Origin of the sequence: Streptomyces asiaticus (genome assembly GCF_018138715.1) — a bacterium.
GTDB classification, from domain to species: Bacteria; Actinomycetota; Actinomycetes; order Streptomycetales; family Streptomycetaceae; genus Streptomyces; species Streptomyces asiaticus.
In genome coordinates this window covers 9,231,412-9,249,510 of the sequence record NZ_JAGSHX010000006.1, presented here as the reverse complement: position 1 = coordinate 9,249,510, position 18,099 = coordinate 9,231,412, and the positions used below count along the sequence as shown (strand labels likewise).

The following is an 18,099-nucleotide window of genomic DNA, read 5'->3' as shown; positions in this document are numbered from 1 at the left end:
GGACCCGGGGCCACTTCAGCGGGGGCCGGAACGGGCGGAGGCATCACACCGGGCCACCACCCGATAGGCGTTGGACATCTTGCCGAACCCCGCCAGTGGCTTGAGCAGCAGACGGTCGAGGGCGGTCGCGGCCACGAGGGCGGGCACGCCCGCCAGCAGGATCGCGCAGCGCAGCAGCCAGCGGGGCCGACCGGGCGGCTTGGCGAGGGAGGGGGCGTCATCGGGCGGGGCGATCGCGTTGAGCGCCAGCCAGACGGCGCCGAGCAGATCGACGGTGTCCGACGGCCCGCGGTGCTGTTCGTCGGTCACGGTGAAGCCCAGCGCGGTCAGCTCCTCGCGGAGGTTGGCCACCGGAAGGAAGTGCAGGTGCTGGGGCTGGAGCCAGGGGAGCCAGAACCGGCCGAAGAGACGGCCGAACCAGCACTCCGGGTCGGGCACCTCGATCAGCAGATGGCCGCCGGGCCGCAGGGCGCGGCGGGCGGCGCGGAGTTCGGCGCGGGGGTCCGTGCTGTGCTCCAGGTAGTGGAACATGCTCACCACGTCGTAGCTCCCGGCCAGCCGCTCCTCGGCCAACTCGGGGAAGCTGCCCCGGATGGCCCGGTCGATGCGGCCGGTACGCTCGGCCAGTTCGACACCGGCGGTGAAGTCGAGTCCGTCGAAGCGGGTGCCGGGGAAGACGGTACGGGCCACCTCGGGGAAGTGGCCGTGTCCGGTGCCGACGTCGAGCCAGGTCTTCGGGGGCTCGGCGGAGGGCTCCTGGAACATCGCGCGCCGCCGGTACACCTTGTCCCGTCCGGAGAAGACGTTGCCGAGTTCGATCTCCCCCATCCCGTCGTAGAAGTCGCGGTAGTAGAACTCCAGGCCGTCGTCGTTCAGCCGTGGGTTCTGGAAGACATGGCGGCAGTCCCGGCATTTGTCGAGCCGGAAGCGGCCGGGTTTGCTCTGGTACCGGTCCTTGGCGCGCAGTCGGCGCACCAGCCGGGCGGAGCCGCACCACGGGCAGTCCGTGCGGCGGGGTTCGAAGAACCGCTCGGTGCCCCGCGCCAGATCGGCCTGGTAGCGGGGGCGCAGCGCGGCGACGGTCTCGGCGCGGGACGGCTTCTCCGGTGTGCGGGGTGGGGCACTCTCGCGGCTCATCGTTCCCCTTCCGGGTTCGCGGTGGGGTGGGTGGCGGCGCTCGCGGTGGCATGGGGGGCGACCGCTGTGGCTTGGGGAGCGGCGCTCGCGGTGGCGTGGAGGGCGCCGCTCGCGATGGTGTGGAGGGCGCTCGCGGTGGCCAGCCGCTCCAGATGGGTGGCGGCCGCGGTGACACCGCCCGCCGCGCGGAAGGACGCGCCCACGCGCTCGGCCGCGGCGCGGTAGCGCGGTTCGTCCAGCACCGCGTCGAGCGCCTCGCCGATGGCCGCCGCCCGCGCCCTGCCGAAGCGCACCCGGATGCCCGCGCCCGCGTCCACCACCTGGGCGGCCACCACCGGCTGGTCGTCCCGGATGGGCGCCACGACGAGCGGTACGCCGTGCCAGAGGGTTTCGCAGACGGTGTTGTGGCCCGCGTGGCAGACGACCGCGTTCACCCGTCGCAGCAGGGGAAGTTGGGGGACGTAGCGGCGCACCAGGATGTCGTTGTCATGCGGCGTGTCGGGGGCGAGTACGTCGTCGGGGTCGACGATGACCGACTGGAGGCGACCGGCCCGCGCCCGTACGGCCTCCAGGCACTCGGTGAGGAAGCGCGCCCCGGCGTCGGTGTTCGCGGTGCCGAGCGTGATGAGGACGGCGGGGCGCGTGGGGTCCAGCCACTCCCAGGGGAAGTCCGTCCCGGCCGGTCGCTCGGCGATCGACGGGCCCACGTAGTGGATGCGGTCGCCCGCCCGGGCCGGTCGTCCGGCCAGCTCCTCGGTGGTGAAGGCCAGGACGAGATCCGGCGAGAACCGGGGATCGGCGGTGCCCTCCGGGTCGCCGATCCGGCCCCGCACCTCGTGCAGCAGCCCGTCCAGCCAGGCGTCGATCTTGGGCATCCCGTCCAGCGCGCCCGTGAACTCCGCCGAGGTGGTGGCGGATGTGGCCCAGCACACCCCCAGCCGTTCGGCCACCAGCGCGCCTGCCACGGTCTGCTGGTCGGCGATCACCACGTCGGGGCGGAACTCCGCAATGGCCCTGGTCACGCCCGGGGCCATGGCCTCGGCGAGCGGCACCAGGAACCGCTCCCACAGGAACTTCAGCGCCGCGGGGCCGCGTACGTCCGGTGGCCGGCCGGCCCCGCCCTCGCCCAGCACAGGACCGGCGCAGCGGTGGACCGTCGTCCCCGGCCCGGTCAGCCGCTCGACGACCTCGGGCATCCCGGCCCAGGCCACCTGGTGTCCGCGTGCGGTCAGTTCGGCCGCGATGCCGAGGGTGGGGTTGACGTGGCCGACGAGCGGCGGCACGACGAAGAGAAAGCGGCGGGGTGTGCGGCGTGAGACCTCCGGATCTCTGCTCGGTTCGCTCATCGGGCATCGGCCTCGTGGATCCAGGACAGCAGCAGTTCGCGAATGCGCGTGGGTGCCTCGGCGAGGACCGAGTGGCCCTGCCCCGGCAGGACGACGGTCCGGGTGCCGGGCAGCACCGACTCCAACCACCGCTCCTGCCCGGCGAGTTCGGAATCGGCGCCGTAGACGGCCAGTACCGGGCAGCGCACCGCGCGGACCTGCTCCTCGCTCACCACCCGGCTCGACGGTACGTCCTCGGCGATGGTGGTCGTACGGACCAGGCGGGCGGCCGACTTGGCCAGCCGTGCGGTGTGGGCGCCCCGGTGGGCACTCACCCAGGCCAGCGACGCGGCCTCATGGACGACCAGTTCTTCCTCGACGCGCCGGAGGATCCCGCTGATCTCGGTCAGCCAGCTCTCGGTGGCGGGCTTCGCCTCGATCACCGCGATACCGGCCACCCGCTCCGGATGGCGCATGGCGTAGGCGAACGCCACCGTTCCGCCGAAGCAGTTGCCCACGAGGTGGACCGGACCGGTGATGTCCAGCCGGTCGAGCAGCCGCTCCAGATCGGTGACGAAGGTGTCCAGCCGGTAGCCGGAGCCGGGCCGCTCGCTGCGGCCGTGTCCCCGCTGGTCGTACATCACCACCTCAAGACCGGCGGCCGCGAGGTCCGGGGCCACCGTGAAGTACCAGCTGGCGAGGGAGTCGGTGAGCAGACCGTGGATGAGCACGGCGGTGGCGGTGGGCGGACGGCCGTCGGGCGGGGACAGCCGCTGGACATGCAGTCGTACGCCGTCCGTCCCGGTATCCGGGCCGCCGTGGTCGGTGGCGTGGTCGGTGTCGATCATCGCCATGGGTCAGCGCTCCCGGGCGGCCCTGAGGCACCGGACGACATACTCGACGAGCCGGCCCACGGTGAGGTCGATGATTTCGTCGAGCTCGAGATCGGCCACGAACTCGGCGAAGTTGACCTGTCTGCCGTACCGGGCCTCCAGGCTGCCGGCCAGTGTCACCAGGTCGATGCTCTCCAGCTCCAGGTCCTCGGTGAAGCGGGTCTCCATGGTGATCTCGATATCGTCGAGGCCGTATTCGTCGAGCATCGTCCGGAGCATCCCGGATATCTCCGCGAGCACGGCCGGTGCGTCGGCCGGCGCGCTGACCGGTGCCTCGGCCGGTGCCTCGGCCGGTGCGTCGACGGCGGGTGACGCGGCGGTCTGATTGGCGGTGGTCACTGATCGCTCTCCTCGTCCTGTTCCTGATGGTCCGGGCCGGTCGTCCAGGCCACGGCGTAGTCCCGGTCCGGCAGTCCGGGCGGGTTGGCGACGGTGATGGTGTGGACTTCGTAGCGGCGCGGGGGCTGTCCGGGGGTGGTGGCCGCCACCTCGACGATGAGCCGGGCGGGTGGCGCGTCGGGGTGGCCCGTTCCCGGCCGTACCTCGGCGATGGTCAGGTCCCGTGGCCGGTCGCGGGGCCCCGTCCCCTCCGCCGTGGCGACCGCCTCCTTCGCGGCCCGGAAGGCGGCGGCCCAGCGGGCGGGTGATCCACCGGTCCGGGCCGTCACGGCCGCGAGGAGTTCCCGCTCCGGCCGGGCGGGGGCGACGGCCACGTCATCGTGGTCGGTGACCTCTTCGAGGGCGATACCGGGACCCGCGGCGCCGTTCGCGTGGCGCGGCACCACGAGGGCGACCCCGGTCTCGGCCCGGTGTGCCAGCGAGAGCGCCAGTTCGGGCAGGGACCGGCCGTGCACGCCGATGGCGTACGGGCGCCCCTGGGCGTCCTCGCGGATCCCGATCTCGGCGGGGAAGACCGGGCCTTCGCCGTGATCCCAGAGCCATCGGCGCACCGCGTCCTTGGCCGCGATCCTGCCCAGCAGCCACTGTCTGCGGCCGCGTGGCGGCTGGTGTTCATAGGCGGTGCGCTCGTCGCCGCCCAGGTGGTTACGCATGATCAGGTCGCGGGAGGCCAGGTCGGGCCAGCGCTCATGGAGCAGCACCCAGCCGCCCGGCTGGGGCCGGGACAGCGTGTTGCGCTGCGGGAAGCGCTCCACGGGCCGGGTCTCGGGGTGGTTGTCGAACCGGCGGTCCTGCCAGCCGGACAGCTCCGCCCACACCTGGCCGCCGATCAGCAGCTGTGCGTCGGCCTCGAGCGCGGTATCGGTCAGCGAGGTGATCCTGATCAGGCACTCCACCGGAGTACCGGGGGCCGGATGCGGGCCGAAGAAGCGCATCAGACGCATGCCGACCGGGAAGACCACGGTCCGTTCGGTGCGGGTCGCCATGATCCAGTAGCCGAGGAGCTGTCCGACGTTGTCCAGCAGGGCCCCGGGCGCGGGGGGTGTGGTGATCGTGCCGCGTATGTGCGATGCGCCGATCGCGGTGAGTTCGCTGAGCCCTTGGAAGCCCGGGCCGTGGAACATCCAGCGCTCGGCGTAGATGAGTGGTGCGGTGTGGTCGGGTGTGCGCTCGGTGGCTGGGTCGACGGCCCAGCGCGTGGGACGGGTGTCGGGGTGACGGGCGGCCACTTCCACGGTGGCGCGGGCGCTGCGGCCGAAGGTGACGGTGTAGTGGGCCGCCCCCGAGGCGGGGGTCGCGGTGACCTGGACGGCGGTGGGTGGCGCAGCCGTCACCCACTGGTCGAAGCGGGCGCCGTGTACGGCGATGGCCACGGGGTTGGTGCCCGCCGTGCGCTCCGCCGTGTCCATGAGGTGCTGGACGATCGTGGTGGCCGGGACCACGGGCCAGCGGTCCGACTCATCGGGCCAGCCCGGGCGTTGGGGGAAGAAGCAGTGGTCACGGAGGTAGGGCATGGTCTCGGTGGAGACCCGCAGATCGTGGGTGCGGGGGGTCGGGGGGCGGCTTGCCGCGATGACCGCCGTCGCGGTGGCCGCGGTCTCACTGAGCAGGGCGTCGAGTTCGACCGCCCAGCCAGGTGGTGGGCAGTCGTTCCTCCCCCGGCTACCGCCGGGAGGTGCCCCCTGGGCGGAACGGGTGGGCACCACCCGACCCGCACCCGGCGACGGCGGCCACGTACCACGGTGCGGCCCCGCTCCCCAGGACACCGCTGACGATAGCTCACCGCGCAGCTCGCTCAACCTCGCTTCGCTGAGCGAGACCAGCGAACCGCTCAGGTCCAGCCGCACCGCGGGAAGCGCCGGTCTCGCGCCCGCGGCTTCACGAGACAGCGCGGGATCCACCTCCGCGCCCTCCGCCCACAGCGCCGTGGCCACGCGCCGAAGTTGGGACACCCCGTCCCGGTGGGGCGAGTTGGCGGCCACCACCAAGTGATCACGGCCATGCAACGTGTCACCGATGAGCGACCCCAACTGCCCCGTGCCCACCTGGACGAACGCGCGGAACCCCGCCTCGTACAGGGCCTCCGTCAGCAACCGGAAGCGCACCGGCTCCAGCAGATGCCGGATGAACAGCGCGCGCACCTCCGCCTCGGTCGCCGGATACGGTGCGGCCGTCGTCCCGGACCAGACGGGGGTCCTGGGCGGCAGCAGCTCGAAGCGTTCCGTCACGGCTCGGATGGGGTCGAGGTAGGGCGCCAGCATCGGGGTGTGGAAGCCGGACTGGAAGGGCAGGACCTGCGCGATCACGCCCTCGGCCCGCATGGCCCGGACGAACTCCTCGACATCACCACGCGGTCCGCACACCATCGACTGGCCGGGAGCGTTGTCGTGCGAGAGCACGATCCGGCCGTCCGCCCGCCCGGTGAGCGCGTCGGACACCCGCCGCGCACCCGCACCCAGGACGGCGAAGGCCAGACCGGGCACCCGCAGCGCGTCCGGGTCGAAGGAGTCGAGGAAGGCGTCGACCTCCTCGCCCGCGTAGAGGCCGCCCACGACCAGCGCGGTCCACTCCCCCACGCTGTGTCCGGCCACCGCGTCCGGTACGACCCCCATCCGCCGCAGCGCCGCGTCCAGCAGCCGCCCGACGCCGAACACGCCGACGCCATGGCGGCCGATGTCGCCCACGCGCGCCGCCTCGCCGAAGCGGTCCCCGGCGGGCCGGGAGAGCCCGAAGTACTCCGCGACACCGTCCACGCGGGGGACGAACTCGGCTTCGAGACCGGGGAAGACGAAGGCGAGCTTCCCCCTCGGCGCCGGGCCCGCGCCGAGCAGTGGCGCGGGGGTGAACCAGATGTCGTTGCGGCCCCGCCACGGACGGCCCCTGGCCACCATCCGCCGGGCGAGCGCCAGCCGTTTCGCGGTGGGGTCGACGATGCCCAGGCGGGTACGGGCGTCCCGCCCCGTCAGCGTCGTCCGTACGGTCGTGTCGTCCGCCGCCAGCAGTTCGGCCAGCCGCTCCGGGGTGTCCGCCGCCAGCGCCAGCACGCGCTCCGGTTCGATGACGAGGGTCGTGGCGCGCCGCGTATCCGGCACCCGCGGTGGCTGCTCCAGCACCACATGGGCGTTGATCCCGCCGAAGCCGAAGGCGTTGACGGCGGCGCGCCGTACGGGAGCGTCCCAGGGCGCGACCGAGTCGAGTACCGAGAAGCGGGTGGCCGCCAGCGCCGGATGGGGGTCGTCGCAGTGCAGGGTGGGCAGCAACCGGCCGTGGTGGACCGCGAGGGCGGCCTTCACCAGACCCGCGACACCCGCGGCGGGCATGGTGTGGCCGATCATCGACTTCACCGAGCCGATGACGGCCGTCTCACCCGATGTGTGGCCGGGGCCGAACACCTCGGCCAGCGTGGCGAGTTCGGCCGCGTCCCCGGCAGGCGTCGCGGTGCCGTGCGCCTCCAGCAGCCCGATGGCACCCGGCTCGCGCGGATCGAGGCCCGCGGCGCGCCACGCCTGCCGTACGGCACGGGTCTGACCGCCCGGATCGGGGTTGACCAGACCGGTGGCACGGCCGTCGGAGGCCACGCCGGTGCCCTGGATCACCGCGTAGACGCGGTCGCCGTCGCGCAGGGCGTCGGCGAGCCGTTTGAGGACGACCACACCGGTGCCCTCGCCGATCAGCAGACCGTCGGCCGCGCGGTGGAAGGGCCGGATCCGCTGGCTCGGCGACAGCGCGCGCAGCTGGGAGAAGACGCTCCACAGGGTGATGTCGTGGCAGTGGTGCACCCCGCCCGCGAGCATCACATCGCACCGCCCCGAGGCCAGCTCCCCCACCGCCTGGTCGACGGCGACGAGCGAGGAGGCGCAGGCGGCGTCCACGGTGTACGCGGGGCCGCGCAGGTCGAGCCGGTTGGCGATGCGCGAGGCGGCGAGGTTGGGCACCAGACCGATGGCCGCCTCGGGCCGGTCCGGGCCGAGCCGCTCGGTGAACGCCTCCCGTACGCGGTCGAGTTGGCCGGACCCGAGGTCGGGCAGCAGCTCACCGAGGGTCCGTACGAGCTGGTGGGCGGTGCGCACCCGCTGATCGAGCCGGACCAGCCCGGGGGTGAGATAGCCACCCCGGCCCAGCACCACGCCCACCCGCTGGCGTTCCGGCAGCCGGTCCGCACCGCCCGCGTCGGCGATGGCCGCCGCCGCGACGCCCAGGGCGATCAGCTGGTCGGGTTCGGTGCCGGACACCGAATTCGGCATGATCCCGAACCGGGCGGCCTCGACCCGGGCGAACTCGTCGACGAATCCGCCCCGTCGGCAGTACACCCGGTCGGGCGCCGCCGGCGTGTCGCCACCGCCTTCCGGGGCGTAGAAACCGGGGTCCCACCGCCCGGCCGGGACGTCGCTGATCGCATCCACGCCGCCGACCAGATTGCGCCAGTACGAGTCCAGGTCGGGCGAGCCGGGCAGCAGCACGGACATTCCGACGATGGCCACCGGCGGCTGCCGGCGCGGCTGCTCGTCCGTCACGCTCACCAGCCCGAGGCGGTGTAGACGACGGACCCCGTGGACTCCTCGCCCCAGGCCAGTTCGCGCAGCAGCGCCAGCGTGCCCTCCTCGGGGTCGATGAGCGAAACGCCGCGCCGGGCGTATTCACGGCCGAGCTCCGGTGTCACCATCCCGCCGTGGGCTCCGGAGGGTGCCCAGGGGCCCCAGTGCACGGTCAGCGCCCGGCGGCCGGTGCGATCCCGCCAGCGTGCGCCCAGGGTCTCCAGCGCGTCGTTGGCCGCCGCGTAGTCCACTTGGCCGCGGTTTCCGAGGACGGCCGCGATGCTGCCGAACAACACGGCGAACGCCGGGGGTTCGGGCAGCTCGGCCAGCGCGTCCAGCAGCGTCCGGGCGCCCTCCACCTTGGTGCCGTACACCCGCTGGAAGGACTCGGCGGACTTCTCCGCGATCAGCCGGTCCTCGATCACACCGGCTCCGTAGACCACACCGTCCAGCCGTCCGTGGTCGGCGTGGATCTGCTTCACCGCCTGGAGCACCGCTTCGGCGTCGCGGACATCCACCGAGCGGTAGCGGACCCGGGCACCGAGCGCGGTCAACTCCTCGGCGGTGGCGGCCACTTCGCGCCGCGCCAGGATCCGGGCGGCCTCCCGCTGGATCTCGGCGGGCCCCAGCCCGCCCCGGGCCGCGAGCGCCGCGCGCAGGGCCGTCTCGTCGCGTGCCCCGGCGGTGGCCGGGTCCTCGGGGCCGGCGGGCTCCGGCGTACGGCCGAGCAGTTCGATCCGGCAGCGGGCGGCGGACGCGAGGGTGGCGGCGAACCGCGCGGTGATGCCCCGCGCCCCACCGACCAGGACCACCACCGCGTCCCGGTCCAGACCGAGCGCGGCGGCCTCCGCCGCGCCGTCCCCGGCGGGCCCGGCGCCCGAACCGGCGAGCGCGCCCAGCGGGGCCACCACGAGGTCCAGCCGGTGGCGCCGCCCTTCCGCGGTGCGCAGAACGACGGGTGTACGGTCCGGGGCGAGCAGTTCGTCGAGCAGCCCGTCGGCGACGGCGTGGGCGGATCCGGCCACGTCGGTGGACCCCGCCACGTTGGCAGACCCGGCCACCTCCGCAGATCTGGCCACGTCGGCGGGCCCGGCCGTAGCGGCGAGTCCGGCAGCATCGGCGAGTCCGGTCGCCTCGGCGGGGAACTCCACCAGCCGGATGACCGTGTCCGGGTACTCCCTGGCCACCGTACGGAACACCCCGCGCAGCCCTGCCGTACGCGCGGCGAGCGGGTCGGTGCGGCTGAGCGCCAGCAGCCACCGCGGGGCGCGCCGCAGCGCCGACTGAACGACCGTGAACGCCTCCGGCAACACCGGCGCGCCGGAGGCGGCCAGCGGATCGAGCAGCAGCACACCATCCACCCGGCCGTCACCCTCGGTGAGCTGATGACCGGCGGGGAGGACGATGGCCTCGGCACCGCGCTCGCCGAGGCGGGCGGCCACCGCCTCGGCCACCCCATCGCCGTCCCCGCCGAGCAGGACGAAGCGCCGACCGGTCAGGGCGGGCGGCGCGGGGGCACCCTCGTCCGGTGCGTCGAGGGGCACAGGTACCAGCCGCATCCGCTTGGGCGCCACGCCGGTCACTGCCACGGGCGCGCGCACGGGCTCCGCCACCCGCTTGGCCACCGGCTCCGGTTCATCGGCCGGTGCGGTGGTCGCGGGGGTCACGGCGGTCGCGGGGGTCACGGCGGTCGCGGCGGTCGCGGGGGTCGCGGGGGTCACGGGGGTCACGGCGGTCGCGGGTGCGAGACGGGCGGTGAGCCAGTCGGTGACGGCGGCGGTGGTACGGGCCTTGGCCAGCTCCTCCAACTCCTCATCACCCAGGGTGGCGGTGTCCGCGCCCGCGACACCGAGTCGCCGCGCCAACTCGCCCGCGATCTCGGCGCGTTTGATGGAGTCAATGCTGAGATCGGCCTCGAGATCGAGATCCGGTTCGATCATGTCGACCGGATAGCCGGTGCGTTCGCTGATGATTTCGGAGACGGCGCGGAGCACATCGGACCCGGTGGCGGGTGCGGACGGGGGTGCGGGCGGGGCAGGAGCCACGTCGGCGACCGCGGACGCGGCCGGGGCCTCCGGAGCGGCGGCCACCGGGGCGAGCTCGGCGGGCAGGGACGTGGCCGGGGCGACCGGGGACGGCGGCGCCGCGCGCCGTTCGCCCGGGGCGCCACCGAAGTAGGTGAGGAGCACATCGCGCTGGGCGGCGATCATCTCCCGGCTGGTCCTCAGGAACTCCGAGATCAGGGCGTCTCTGTCGCCGTACTCGCCGCCACCCGTCCGATCCGTATGGCTCACCGTGGCCTCCATGACACGTCGGGCCGGTGCCAGCGCACCGGGCAGGAGCTCACCGTTCGCGGTGCGGACGAGGTGTCCGTCGACCGTCCAGCCGGGCCGCTTCGGTGGCGGGGCGGATCCCGCCACCACCGCGTCCCGGCCGTGGAACAGCCAGGCCGTACGCACCGGCACGCCGGCGACGGCCAGCCGGGCGAGGCCGTCGAGGAAACCTCGCGGCCCGGCGGCGCCGGACCGCCGTCCCTCACAAGCGAGGGCCAGGTGCGGGCGGCCGTCGAGGATCTCGCCCACCAATCGGGTGAGCACCGTCCCCGGACCCGCCTCCACGAAGATCCGTGCGCCCGCCTCGTACATGGCCTCGATCTGCGCCACGAAGCGGACGGGCGCGCCGATCTGGGCAGCGAGTTCGGCGCGGATGGCGTCCGGCTCCGCGCGGTGCGGCGCGGCGGTGCGGTTCGCCCAGACGGGGAACTCCGCCTCGCGCACCGGATGGCGGGTCAGCGCCTCGGCGAACCGTGTACCGGCCCCGGCCACCAGCGGGCTGTGAAAGGCGCAGGCCACCGGGATCCGTTTGGCCGAGTGCCCGGCCTCCCGCAGCAGCCGTACCGCCTCCTCGATGTCCCGCTGGGGACCGGAGATCACGGTCTGCCGTGGCGCGTTGTGGTTGGCGGCCACCACACGCCCGTCGAGCCCGGCCGCGCGCAGCACCGGCTCGACCTCGTCCGGGGCCGCGGTCACGGCGGCCATCGTGCCGGGCTCCTCCGCGTCGGCCTCGGCGGCGCCGAGGATGGCGGCCGCCCGCTCGGCGCTCAGCTGTGGCAGCGTACGCGGGTCGAGCGCACCCGCGGCGCACAGAGCGATCAGCTCGCCGTAGCTGTGTCCGGCCGCCATGTCGGGCCGTACCCCGGCCGAGGTGAGCAGGGTGTACGCGGCGAGCCCGACGATGCCCAGTGCGGGCTGGGCCACCCTGGTGTCGGTGAGCGCGGTGCGCTGTGCCGCCTCCCCGGCCTTGTCGAAGGCGGCGGGGGGATACAGCGCGTCGGCGTAGCCGCGTCCGTGGCGCAGATGGCGCTGGAGCTCGGGGAAGGTGACGAAGGCGTCGGCGAACATCCCGGGCCGCTGGCTGCCCTGCCCGGGGAAGAGAAACGCGACCTTGCCGCGCCCCGGCTCGCCCCCGGTCTCCCCGCCGGCCCCGGCCTCTTCTGTCATCTCGGGCATGTCCGGGGCCATGTACAGCCCGTCCGCTCCGCGCGGCCCCCGGCCCGGCGGACCGCCCGCGAGCACCTGACGTAATCGTGCGGCCAAGTCGTCCAGGTCCGAGGCCACGACGGCCACCCGGACGGGTTCCCGTCCCGCGTCGGCCCGCCGGGAGGCGGCCAGCGCGAGGTCGCGCAGCCGCCACGGCCGACCCGCCGCGTCATTGGCCATGAGCTGGTCGAGTGTCTCCTGGAGCACTCGCAGCGCCGCCGCCCGGTCGGCCCCGCGGAAGAGGAACAGCTCGGCGGGCCAGTCGTCCAGCCCCTGTGCGGGTGGCGCTCCGCGGCCGTGGGCCGTGAGCACCACATGGAAGTTGGTCCCGCCGAAGCCGAACGCGCTGACCCCGGCCACCCGTTCGGCGGGCGCGGCGGCCCAGGGCCGGGCCCGGGTGTGGAAGGCGAAGGCGCTGCGGTCCGCGTCCCATGCCTCGTTGGGCCGGGTCAGATGCAGGGTCGGCGGTGTGATGCCCGTGTGCAGCGCCATCGCGGCCTTCACCAGCCCGGCGAGGCCCGCCGCGCATTTGGTGTGGCCGATCTGGGACTTCACCGAGCCCAGCGCACACGCCCCGGGCGCGGCCCCTGCCTCGGTGAACACCTCGCCCAGGACGGTGAGTTCGGTGCGGTCGCCGACGACCGTACCGGTGCCGTGCGCCTCGATCAGGCCGACGTCGGCGGGCGAGACGCGGGCATTGGCGTAGGCGCGCTCCAGTGCGGCCCGCTGTCCCTCGGGGCGCGGGGCGGTGAGCCCGAGCGAGCGGCCGTCGCTGGAGGAGCCGACGCCCTTGATCACGGCGTAGACGCGGTCGCCGTCCCGTTCGGCGTCGGCCAGCCGTTTGAGGACGACGCAGGCGACGCCCTCGCCGAGCGCGATCCCGTCGGCCGAGCTGTCGAAGGTCCGGGAGCGGCCCGTCGGGGAGAGGGCGTGCACCGAGGAGAAGAGCACATAGTCGTTGATGCCGTTGTGCAGATCGGCGCCGCCGCACAGCACGAGGTCGCTGGTGCCGGCGGTCAGCTCCTTGCAGGCCACGTCCACGGCGGCCAGCGATGACGCGCAGGCCGCGTCCACGGTGTAGTTGGCGCCGCCGAGGTCGAGCCGGTTGGCGATCCGCCCGGAGATGACGTTGGCGAGCATGCCGGGGAAGGAGTCCTCGGTGAGCCGGGGCAGCTGGTCCGCCAGGGCCTGCGGCACCTCGTGGAGGTAGGACGGCAGGACGGCGCGCAGCGTCTGGGCGTTGGACAGATCGCTGCCCGCCTCGGCGCCGAACACCACGGAGGTGCGGGAGCGGTGGAAGGTCCGGCCGCCATCACACGGGTCGCCGTACCCGGCGTCGTCCAGGGCCCGGCGGGCGGCCTCCAGGGCCAGCAGCTGTACGGGTTCGATGCTGCCGAGCGAGGCCGGGGGGATGCCGTAGCGCAGCGGGTCGAAGGGGATGGGTGGCAGAAAGCCGCCCCATTGGGAGGCGGAGGCGCCGTCCTTGTCGCCCGTGTAGTGAATGGCGGGGTCCCAGCGCTCGGCGGGCACCTCGGTGACGGCGTCCACACCACCCACCACATTGGCCCAGAACGAGGCGAGGTCGGGTGCCTGCGGAAACATGCACGCCATACCGACGACGGCCACGTCCAGCGGCGCGGGCGGCTCGGCCGCCGCCGGGGCCGTGGCCATGCCCAGGCGCTCGCACACCTCCTCCGCGCGTGCGGTGAGGAAGTCGGCGGCCCCGGGTCCCACCGCATGGTGCAGTGCCGCGATCGTGGTGGTGGCCGAGCGCATCACGGCCACCTGCCCGGCCATGAACATCCCACCGCCGAGCTGGCCTTCCTCGTCCACCGGGGCCAACGCGCCGTCGGTCCCACGGTCCACGCCCTTGCTGGCGATCCTCAGCCGTCCCACGTTCAGCCGCTCCAGCCGCTCCCAGACCTCCCGGTCCGACAGGCCCTCGTTCCGCAGCCGCTGCCTCACGGTGTCGAAGCTCTCGGTGAAGGGGCTGGGCACGCAGCGTGTGGCGTGGCCGGGGGCGGTCTCCAGCAGCACGGTGTGCTCGGCGGCCACCACCTGGCGCTGGAAGAGCGGCTGTACCGCGCCGTGTGCCACCGCCTCCTCGGTGAACAGATACGCGGTGCCCATCAGCGATCCGACGGCGACGCCGCGCCGGGTGAGCGGGGCGGCCAGCGCGGCCACCATCGCGGCGGAGCGTTCGTCGTGCACTCCCCCGGCGAAGAAGATCTCCACACCCGCGCCATCGGTGCCATCGGTCGCGTCGGCGCCGTCGGCGCCCGCCGTGTGACGCGGGTCGTGTGCGGCCTCGTCGAGGAAGTCCTCGATGACGGCGATCTGCGCCTCCCACAGCGGGAAGCTGTTGCGCGGCCCCACATGGCCGCCACATTCCGAGCCCTCGAAGACGAACCGCCGCGCCCCGGCCCGGAGGAACTGGCGCAACAGCCCCGGCGAGGGCACATGCAGAAAGGTGGCGATGCCGTCCCGCTCCAGCGCCTTGGCCTGGGACGGCCGTCCGCCGGCGATGATCGCGTGGCTGGGGCGGATCTCCCGTACGGCCTCGAGCTGGGCGTTCCTGATCTCCTCGGGTGCGAAGCCGAGCACACCGACGCCCCAGGGGCGTCCGTCCAGCGCGGCCGCGGCCTCCTCCAGCATGGTGCGCGCCTGCTCGCGTCCGGCCAGGGCGAGCGCGATGAACGGCAGCGCTCCCCCGGCGGCGACGGCGGAGGCGAACGCGCCCCGGTCGCTGACCCGGGTCATCGGGCCCTGTGCGAGGGGCAGCCGGGTGCCGAGGCGGGTGCTCAGCGGGGCGCCGGGGCGCAGCGCCGAGACGACGGCGGAGCCGTTCCGTACGGCCTCGTGTGCGGCCTCCCGGACGGCGTCGGTGACGCCCCGGACGGTACGGCCGACATTCCGCCACCGCTCGGCGAACCGCGCGGCCAGAAAGCCGTCCTGACCCACCGTCAGGTCGGATCCGCCGTGCGGGGCGCGCCCCCGGCGCCTTAGCACGCGGTGTCCGTCGAGGACAGTGGTCTCGGAGCCGTCCATGGAGCGGATGGCGGCGGCGCGGTCCTCCGGGAGCCCGGATTCGGCGAGCAGGGCCAGCTGGGTGTCGAGGACGACCCCGGCCGCGCCGCCGAGCACGGACGCGGCGGCGGTGCGCGGGCCGATGCCGCCGCAGGCCCACACCGGTAAGGACACCCGGGGGTCGGCGAGGAGCCGTTGGAGCAGGACGAAGGTGCCCAGCGGACCGATCCGGCCGCCGCTCTCGCTCCCCCGGGCGATCAGCCCATGCGCACCGGCGCGGATGGCCCCGATGGCCTCGCCCAGGTCGGTGACCTCGGCAAGCACCCGGCAGTGGTCGGCAACGGCCTCCACCGGCCAGGGCGAGTCCACGCCGAGCACCACCGTATGCGGACCGGGCGCACCGCCATGTGAGCCGCCGGTGGGCGGGGCGTCCAGGAGGTCCGCGGGGGTGAGGCGGCAGCCCGCCGCGACCCGCACGCCGTACCGGCCGTCGGCCACCCACTCGCCGATGTCCTCCCGTGCCTGGAGGGCTTCACGGCCCGTTGTTCCCAGGTCGAGGATGCCGAGTCCGCCCGCGCGGCTGACCGCCGCGGCGAGTCTGGCGTCCGGTTCCCCGAACGGGGTGATGCCGATGACAAGATCGCCTGTGTCCACGGCGGCTGACATGTTTTCTCCAAAATCGCTAGCGCGGCAGGAAATGGAGATAATTCGGGCAAGGCATGTCGAACGTATGGCATGGCAATCCCGCGAAACGGCGCCGACTGAAATTAGCCACGTTATTACTGAAGAGTCAACAAGCAGTCGTGCACGCCCTCGCCGCGACGGACTGAATCGCGCCAGGCGCGAGCACATCGGCCGCGCCGCCACCTTCTCTCCCCCTGTTACACGTTCATGTATCTCGGGTGAACGAGATCGTTTCCAAAGGTAGGCCGGGGCGCATGAGCCAACCTTGAATGCGCCTTAACGTGCGCGGATACCAGATCCTGATTTCGCTGTCGCGAATTTCGTGTACAGGCAGAAGAGGCGGGGCGGCCCGGACGGGCCGCCCCGCCTCCCGCTATGGGTCCCCCAAGGTGCACCCTGGAAGGAGGGCGGCATCGTTCGACGGGTCCGTGCACCGTACGCGCCTGGTCGAAGGAGGAGGACTGGGGAATGTCCGAGCGTCTGTTCCGCGATCGACGGGACGCCGGCCGGGTCCTGGCCGGCCGCCTGGAACACTACCGAGGCCGCCCCGATGCGCTGGTGCTCGCGTTGCCCCGTGGCGGCGTTCCGGTGGCGTACGAGGTGGCCACCGCACTGGACGCCGAACTCGACGTCCTGCTCGTGCGCAAGCTGGGTGTCCCGGGCCGGGACGAAGTGGCGATGGGGGCGATCGCCAGTGGCGGGGTGGTGGTGCTCAACGAGGACGTCATCCGCGGACTGAACATCTCGCCGGAAGCGGTCCGGCAGGTGGCGGAGCGGGAAGGCCGGGAACTGCTGCGTCGGCAGCGGATGTACCGCGGCGACCGCCCCATGCCGGACATCGAGGACAGGACGGTCATCCTGGTCGACGACGGCCTCGCCACGGGCGCGAGCGTCCGCGCCGCCATCCAGGCGCTGCGGCGCATGCGGCCCGGCAGGATCGTGGTGGCGGTGCCCGCCGCGCCCGAGTCCACCTGCCAGGAGCTGTCGACAATGGTCGACGAGGTGATCTGCGCGACCACCCCCACCCCGTTCTACGCGGTCGGCGCCTCCTACTGGGACTTCGCCCAGACCACCGACGAGGAGGTCCGCGACCTGCTGCGCGCGGCCTCGCGGGTCCCGCCGGTCCCGCCCGCCGCGGAGGCCGCGACGGACGCGGTCCTCATCCGGGGCGAGGCCCTCGCCGTCGAGGACGGCGTACCTCAGGGCGACGCGCTGCTGAACCTGGTGGGGGACGCGCACTTCGTGCTCATCGGCGAGGCGTCGCATGGCACCCACGAGTTCTACGCCGCGCGGGCGCGGATGACCCGGCGGCTCATCGAGGAGAAGGGCTTCTGCGCCGTGGCCGCGGAGGCGGACTGGCCCGATGCCTACCGTGTGAACCGCTACCTCCGCGGGCGCGGTGACGACGCCACCGCCGAGGAGTCCCTGCGGGGCTTCGAGCGTTTCCCGGCGTGGATGTGGCGCAACACGGCCGTGCTCGAGTTCGTCGGATGGCTGCGTGACCACAACGACCCGCTCAGCGACGGGGCGAAGGCCGGGTTCTACGGGCTGGACGTCTACAGCATGTACCGGTCGATCGATGAGGTGATCGGCTATCTGGAGCGGGTCGACCCGACCGCCGCGGCGCGCGCCCGCGAACGCTATGCGTGTCTGGAGCGCCAGGACGGGGACGACGGTCAGGTCTACGGATTCCAGGCGGCGTTCGGCGCGGGCCCGACCTGCGAGGACGAGATCGTGGAGCAGCTGCGGGACATGCAGCGCCATGCGCTGGAGTACGCGCGGCGGGACGGACTACTGGCCGAGGACGACCTGTTCCATGCCCAGCGGAACGCGATCGTCGTGCGGAACGCCGCCGCGTACTACCGCTCGATGTTCAGCGGACGGGTCTCCTCGTGGAATCTGCGGGACCGGCACATGGTGGACACCCTCGACGCGCTCGCCGAGCACCTGGGCAAGCAACGTGGGGAACCGGCGAAGATCGTGGTCTGGGAGCACAACTCCCATCTGGGCGACGCCCGCGCCACCGAGTCCGCCATGCGCGGCGAGCTCAACGTCGGCCAGCTGGTGCGCGAAGGCCACCCCGACGACTGTCGTCTGCTCGGTTTCACCACCTACACGGGCACCGTGACGGCGGCGGACGACTGGGGATCGCCCGCGGTACGGAAGCGGGTGCGCCCCGCCCTCGCGGAGAGCGTCGAGGAGCTCTTCCACGAGGCCGGGGAGAAGGAGTTCCTGCTCGACTTCGGCCACGCTCCACTCGCCCGGGAGCGGCTGACGTCGGCGCTGCTGGAGCGCGCGATCGGAGTGATCTACCGTCCGGACACCGAGCGGCAGAGCCACTACTTCCTCGCACGGGTGGCGGACCAGTTCGACGCGGTCATCCACATCGATGAGACACGCGCCATCGAACCGCTGGAGCGCACCGCCGGCTGGGAGCGGGGCGAGGCTCCCGAGACCTACCCGTTCACCGTATGACGTCCGCCGTGTGACATTCCCGGTCTGACGTCCGCCGTGTGACATTCCCGGTCTGACGTCCGCCGTGTGACGTTCGCCGTGTGAC

The 18,099-nt window shown here is 73.4% G+C and carries 7 protein-coding genes; 1 reads left to right on the top strand and 6 read right to left on the bottom strand.

Translation table 11 applies throughout. The features are described from left to right. Positions 1-15 precede the first annotated feature (15 nt). From KHP12_RS46590 to KHP12_RS46565, 6 genes are read right to left on the bottom strand one after another with little or no spacing between them, the layout of a single operon-like run. Entirely contained in the window at positions 16-1,137 is a 1,122-nt protein-coding gene (locus tag KHP12_RS46590; protein WP_086881873.1) for a class I SAM-dependent methyltransferase, read from the bottom strand. Beyond that, positions 1,134-2,483: a glycosyltransferase gene (locus KHP12_RS46585; protein WP_086881872.1), complete on the bottom strand. Its 1,350-nt coding sequence runs from the start codon at positions 2,481-2,483 to the stop codon at positions 1,134-1,136. The genes KHP12_RS46590 and KHP12_RS46585 overlap by 4 nt, the downstream gene beginning before the upstream one ends. Then, positions 2,480-3,316, bottom strand: coding sequence for an alpha/beta fold hydrolase (locus KHP12_RS46580; protein ID WP_086881871.1), 837 nt, complete (start codon positions 3,314-3,316; stop codon positions 2,480-2,482). Before KHP12_RS46580 ends, KHP12_RS46585 begins: the two co-directional genes overlap by 4 nt. Positions 3,317-3,319: 3 nt before the next feature. Next, positions 3,320-3,694, bottom strand: a complete 375-nt coding sequence (locus tag KHP12_RS46575) for an acyl carrier protein (RefSeq protein ID WP_372455281.1) — start codon at positions 3,692-3,694, stop codon at positions 3,320-3,322. Continuing rightward, entirely contained in the window at positions 3,691-8,274 is a 4,584-nt protein-coding gene (locus tag KHP12_RS46570) for a type I polyketide synthase (RefSeq protein ID WP_211834632.1), read from the bottom strand. Before KHP12_RS46570 ends, KHP12_RS46575 begins: the two co-directional genes overlap by 4 nt. Further along, a complete protein-coding gene (locus tag KHP12_RS46565) occupies positions 8,271-15,521 on the bottom strand; it encodes a type I polyketide synthase (protein ID WP_210608942.1) in 7,251 nt (2,416 codons plus the stop codon). The genes KHP12_RS46570 and KHP12_RS46565 overlap by 4 nt, the downstream gene beginning before the upstream one ends. Before the next feature lie 486 nt (positions 15,522-16,007). Between KHP12_RS46565 and KHP12_RS46560 the strand changes: the two genes are divergently transcribed. Beyond that, entirely contained in the window at positions 16,008-18,014 is a 2,007-nt protein-coding gene (locus KHP12_RS46560) for an erythromycin esterase family protein (protein WP_086880419.1), read from the top strand. Positions 18,015-18,099 lie beyond the last annotated feature (85 nt).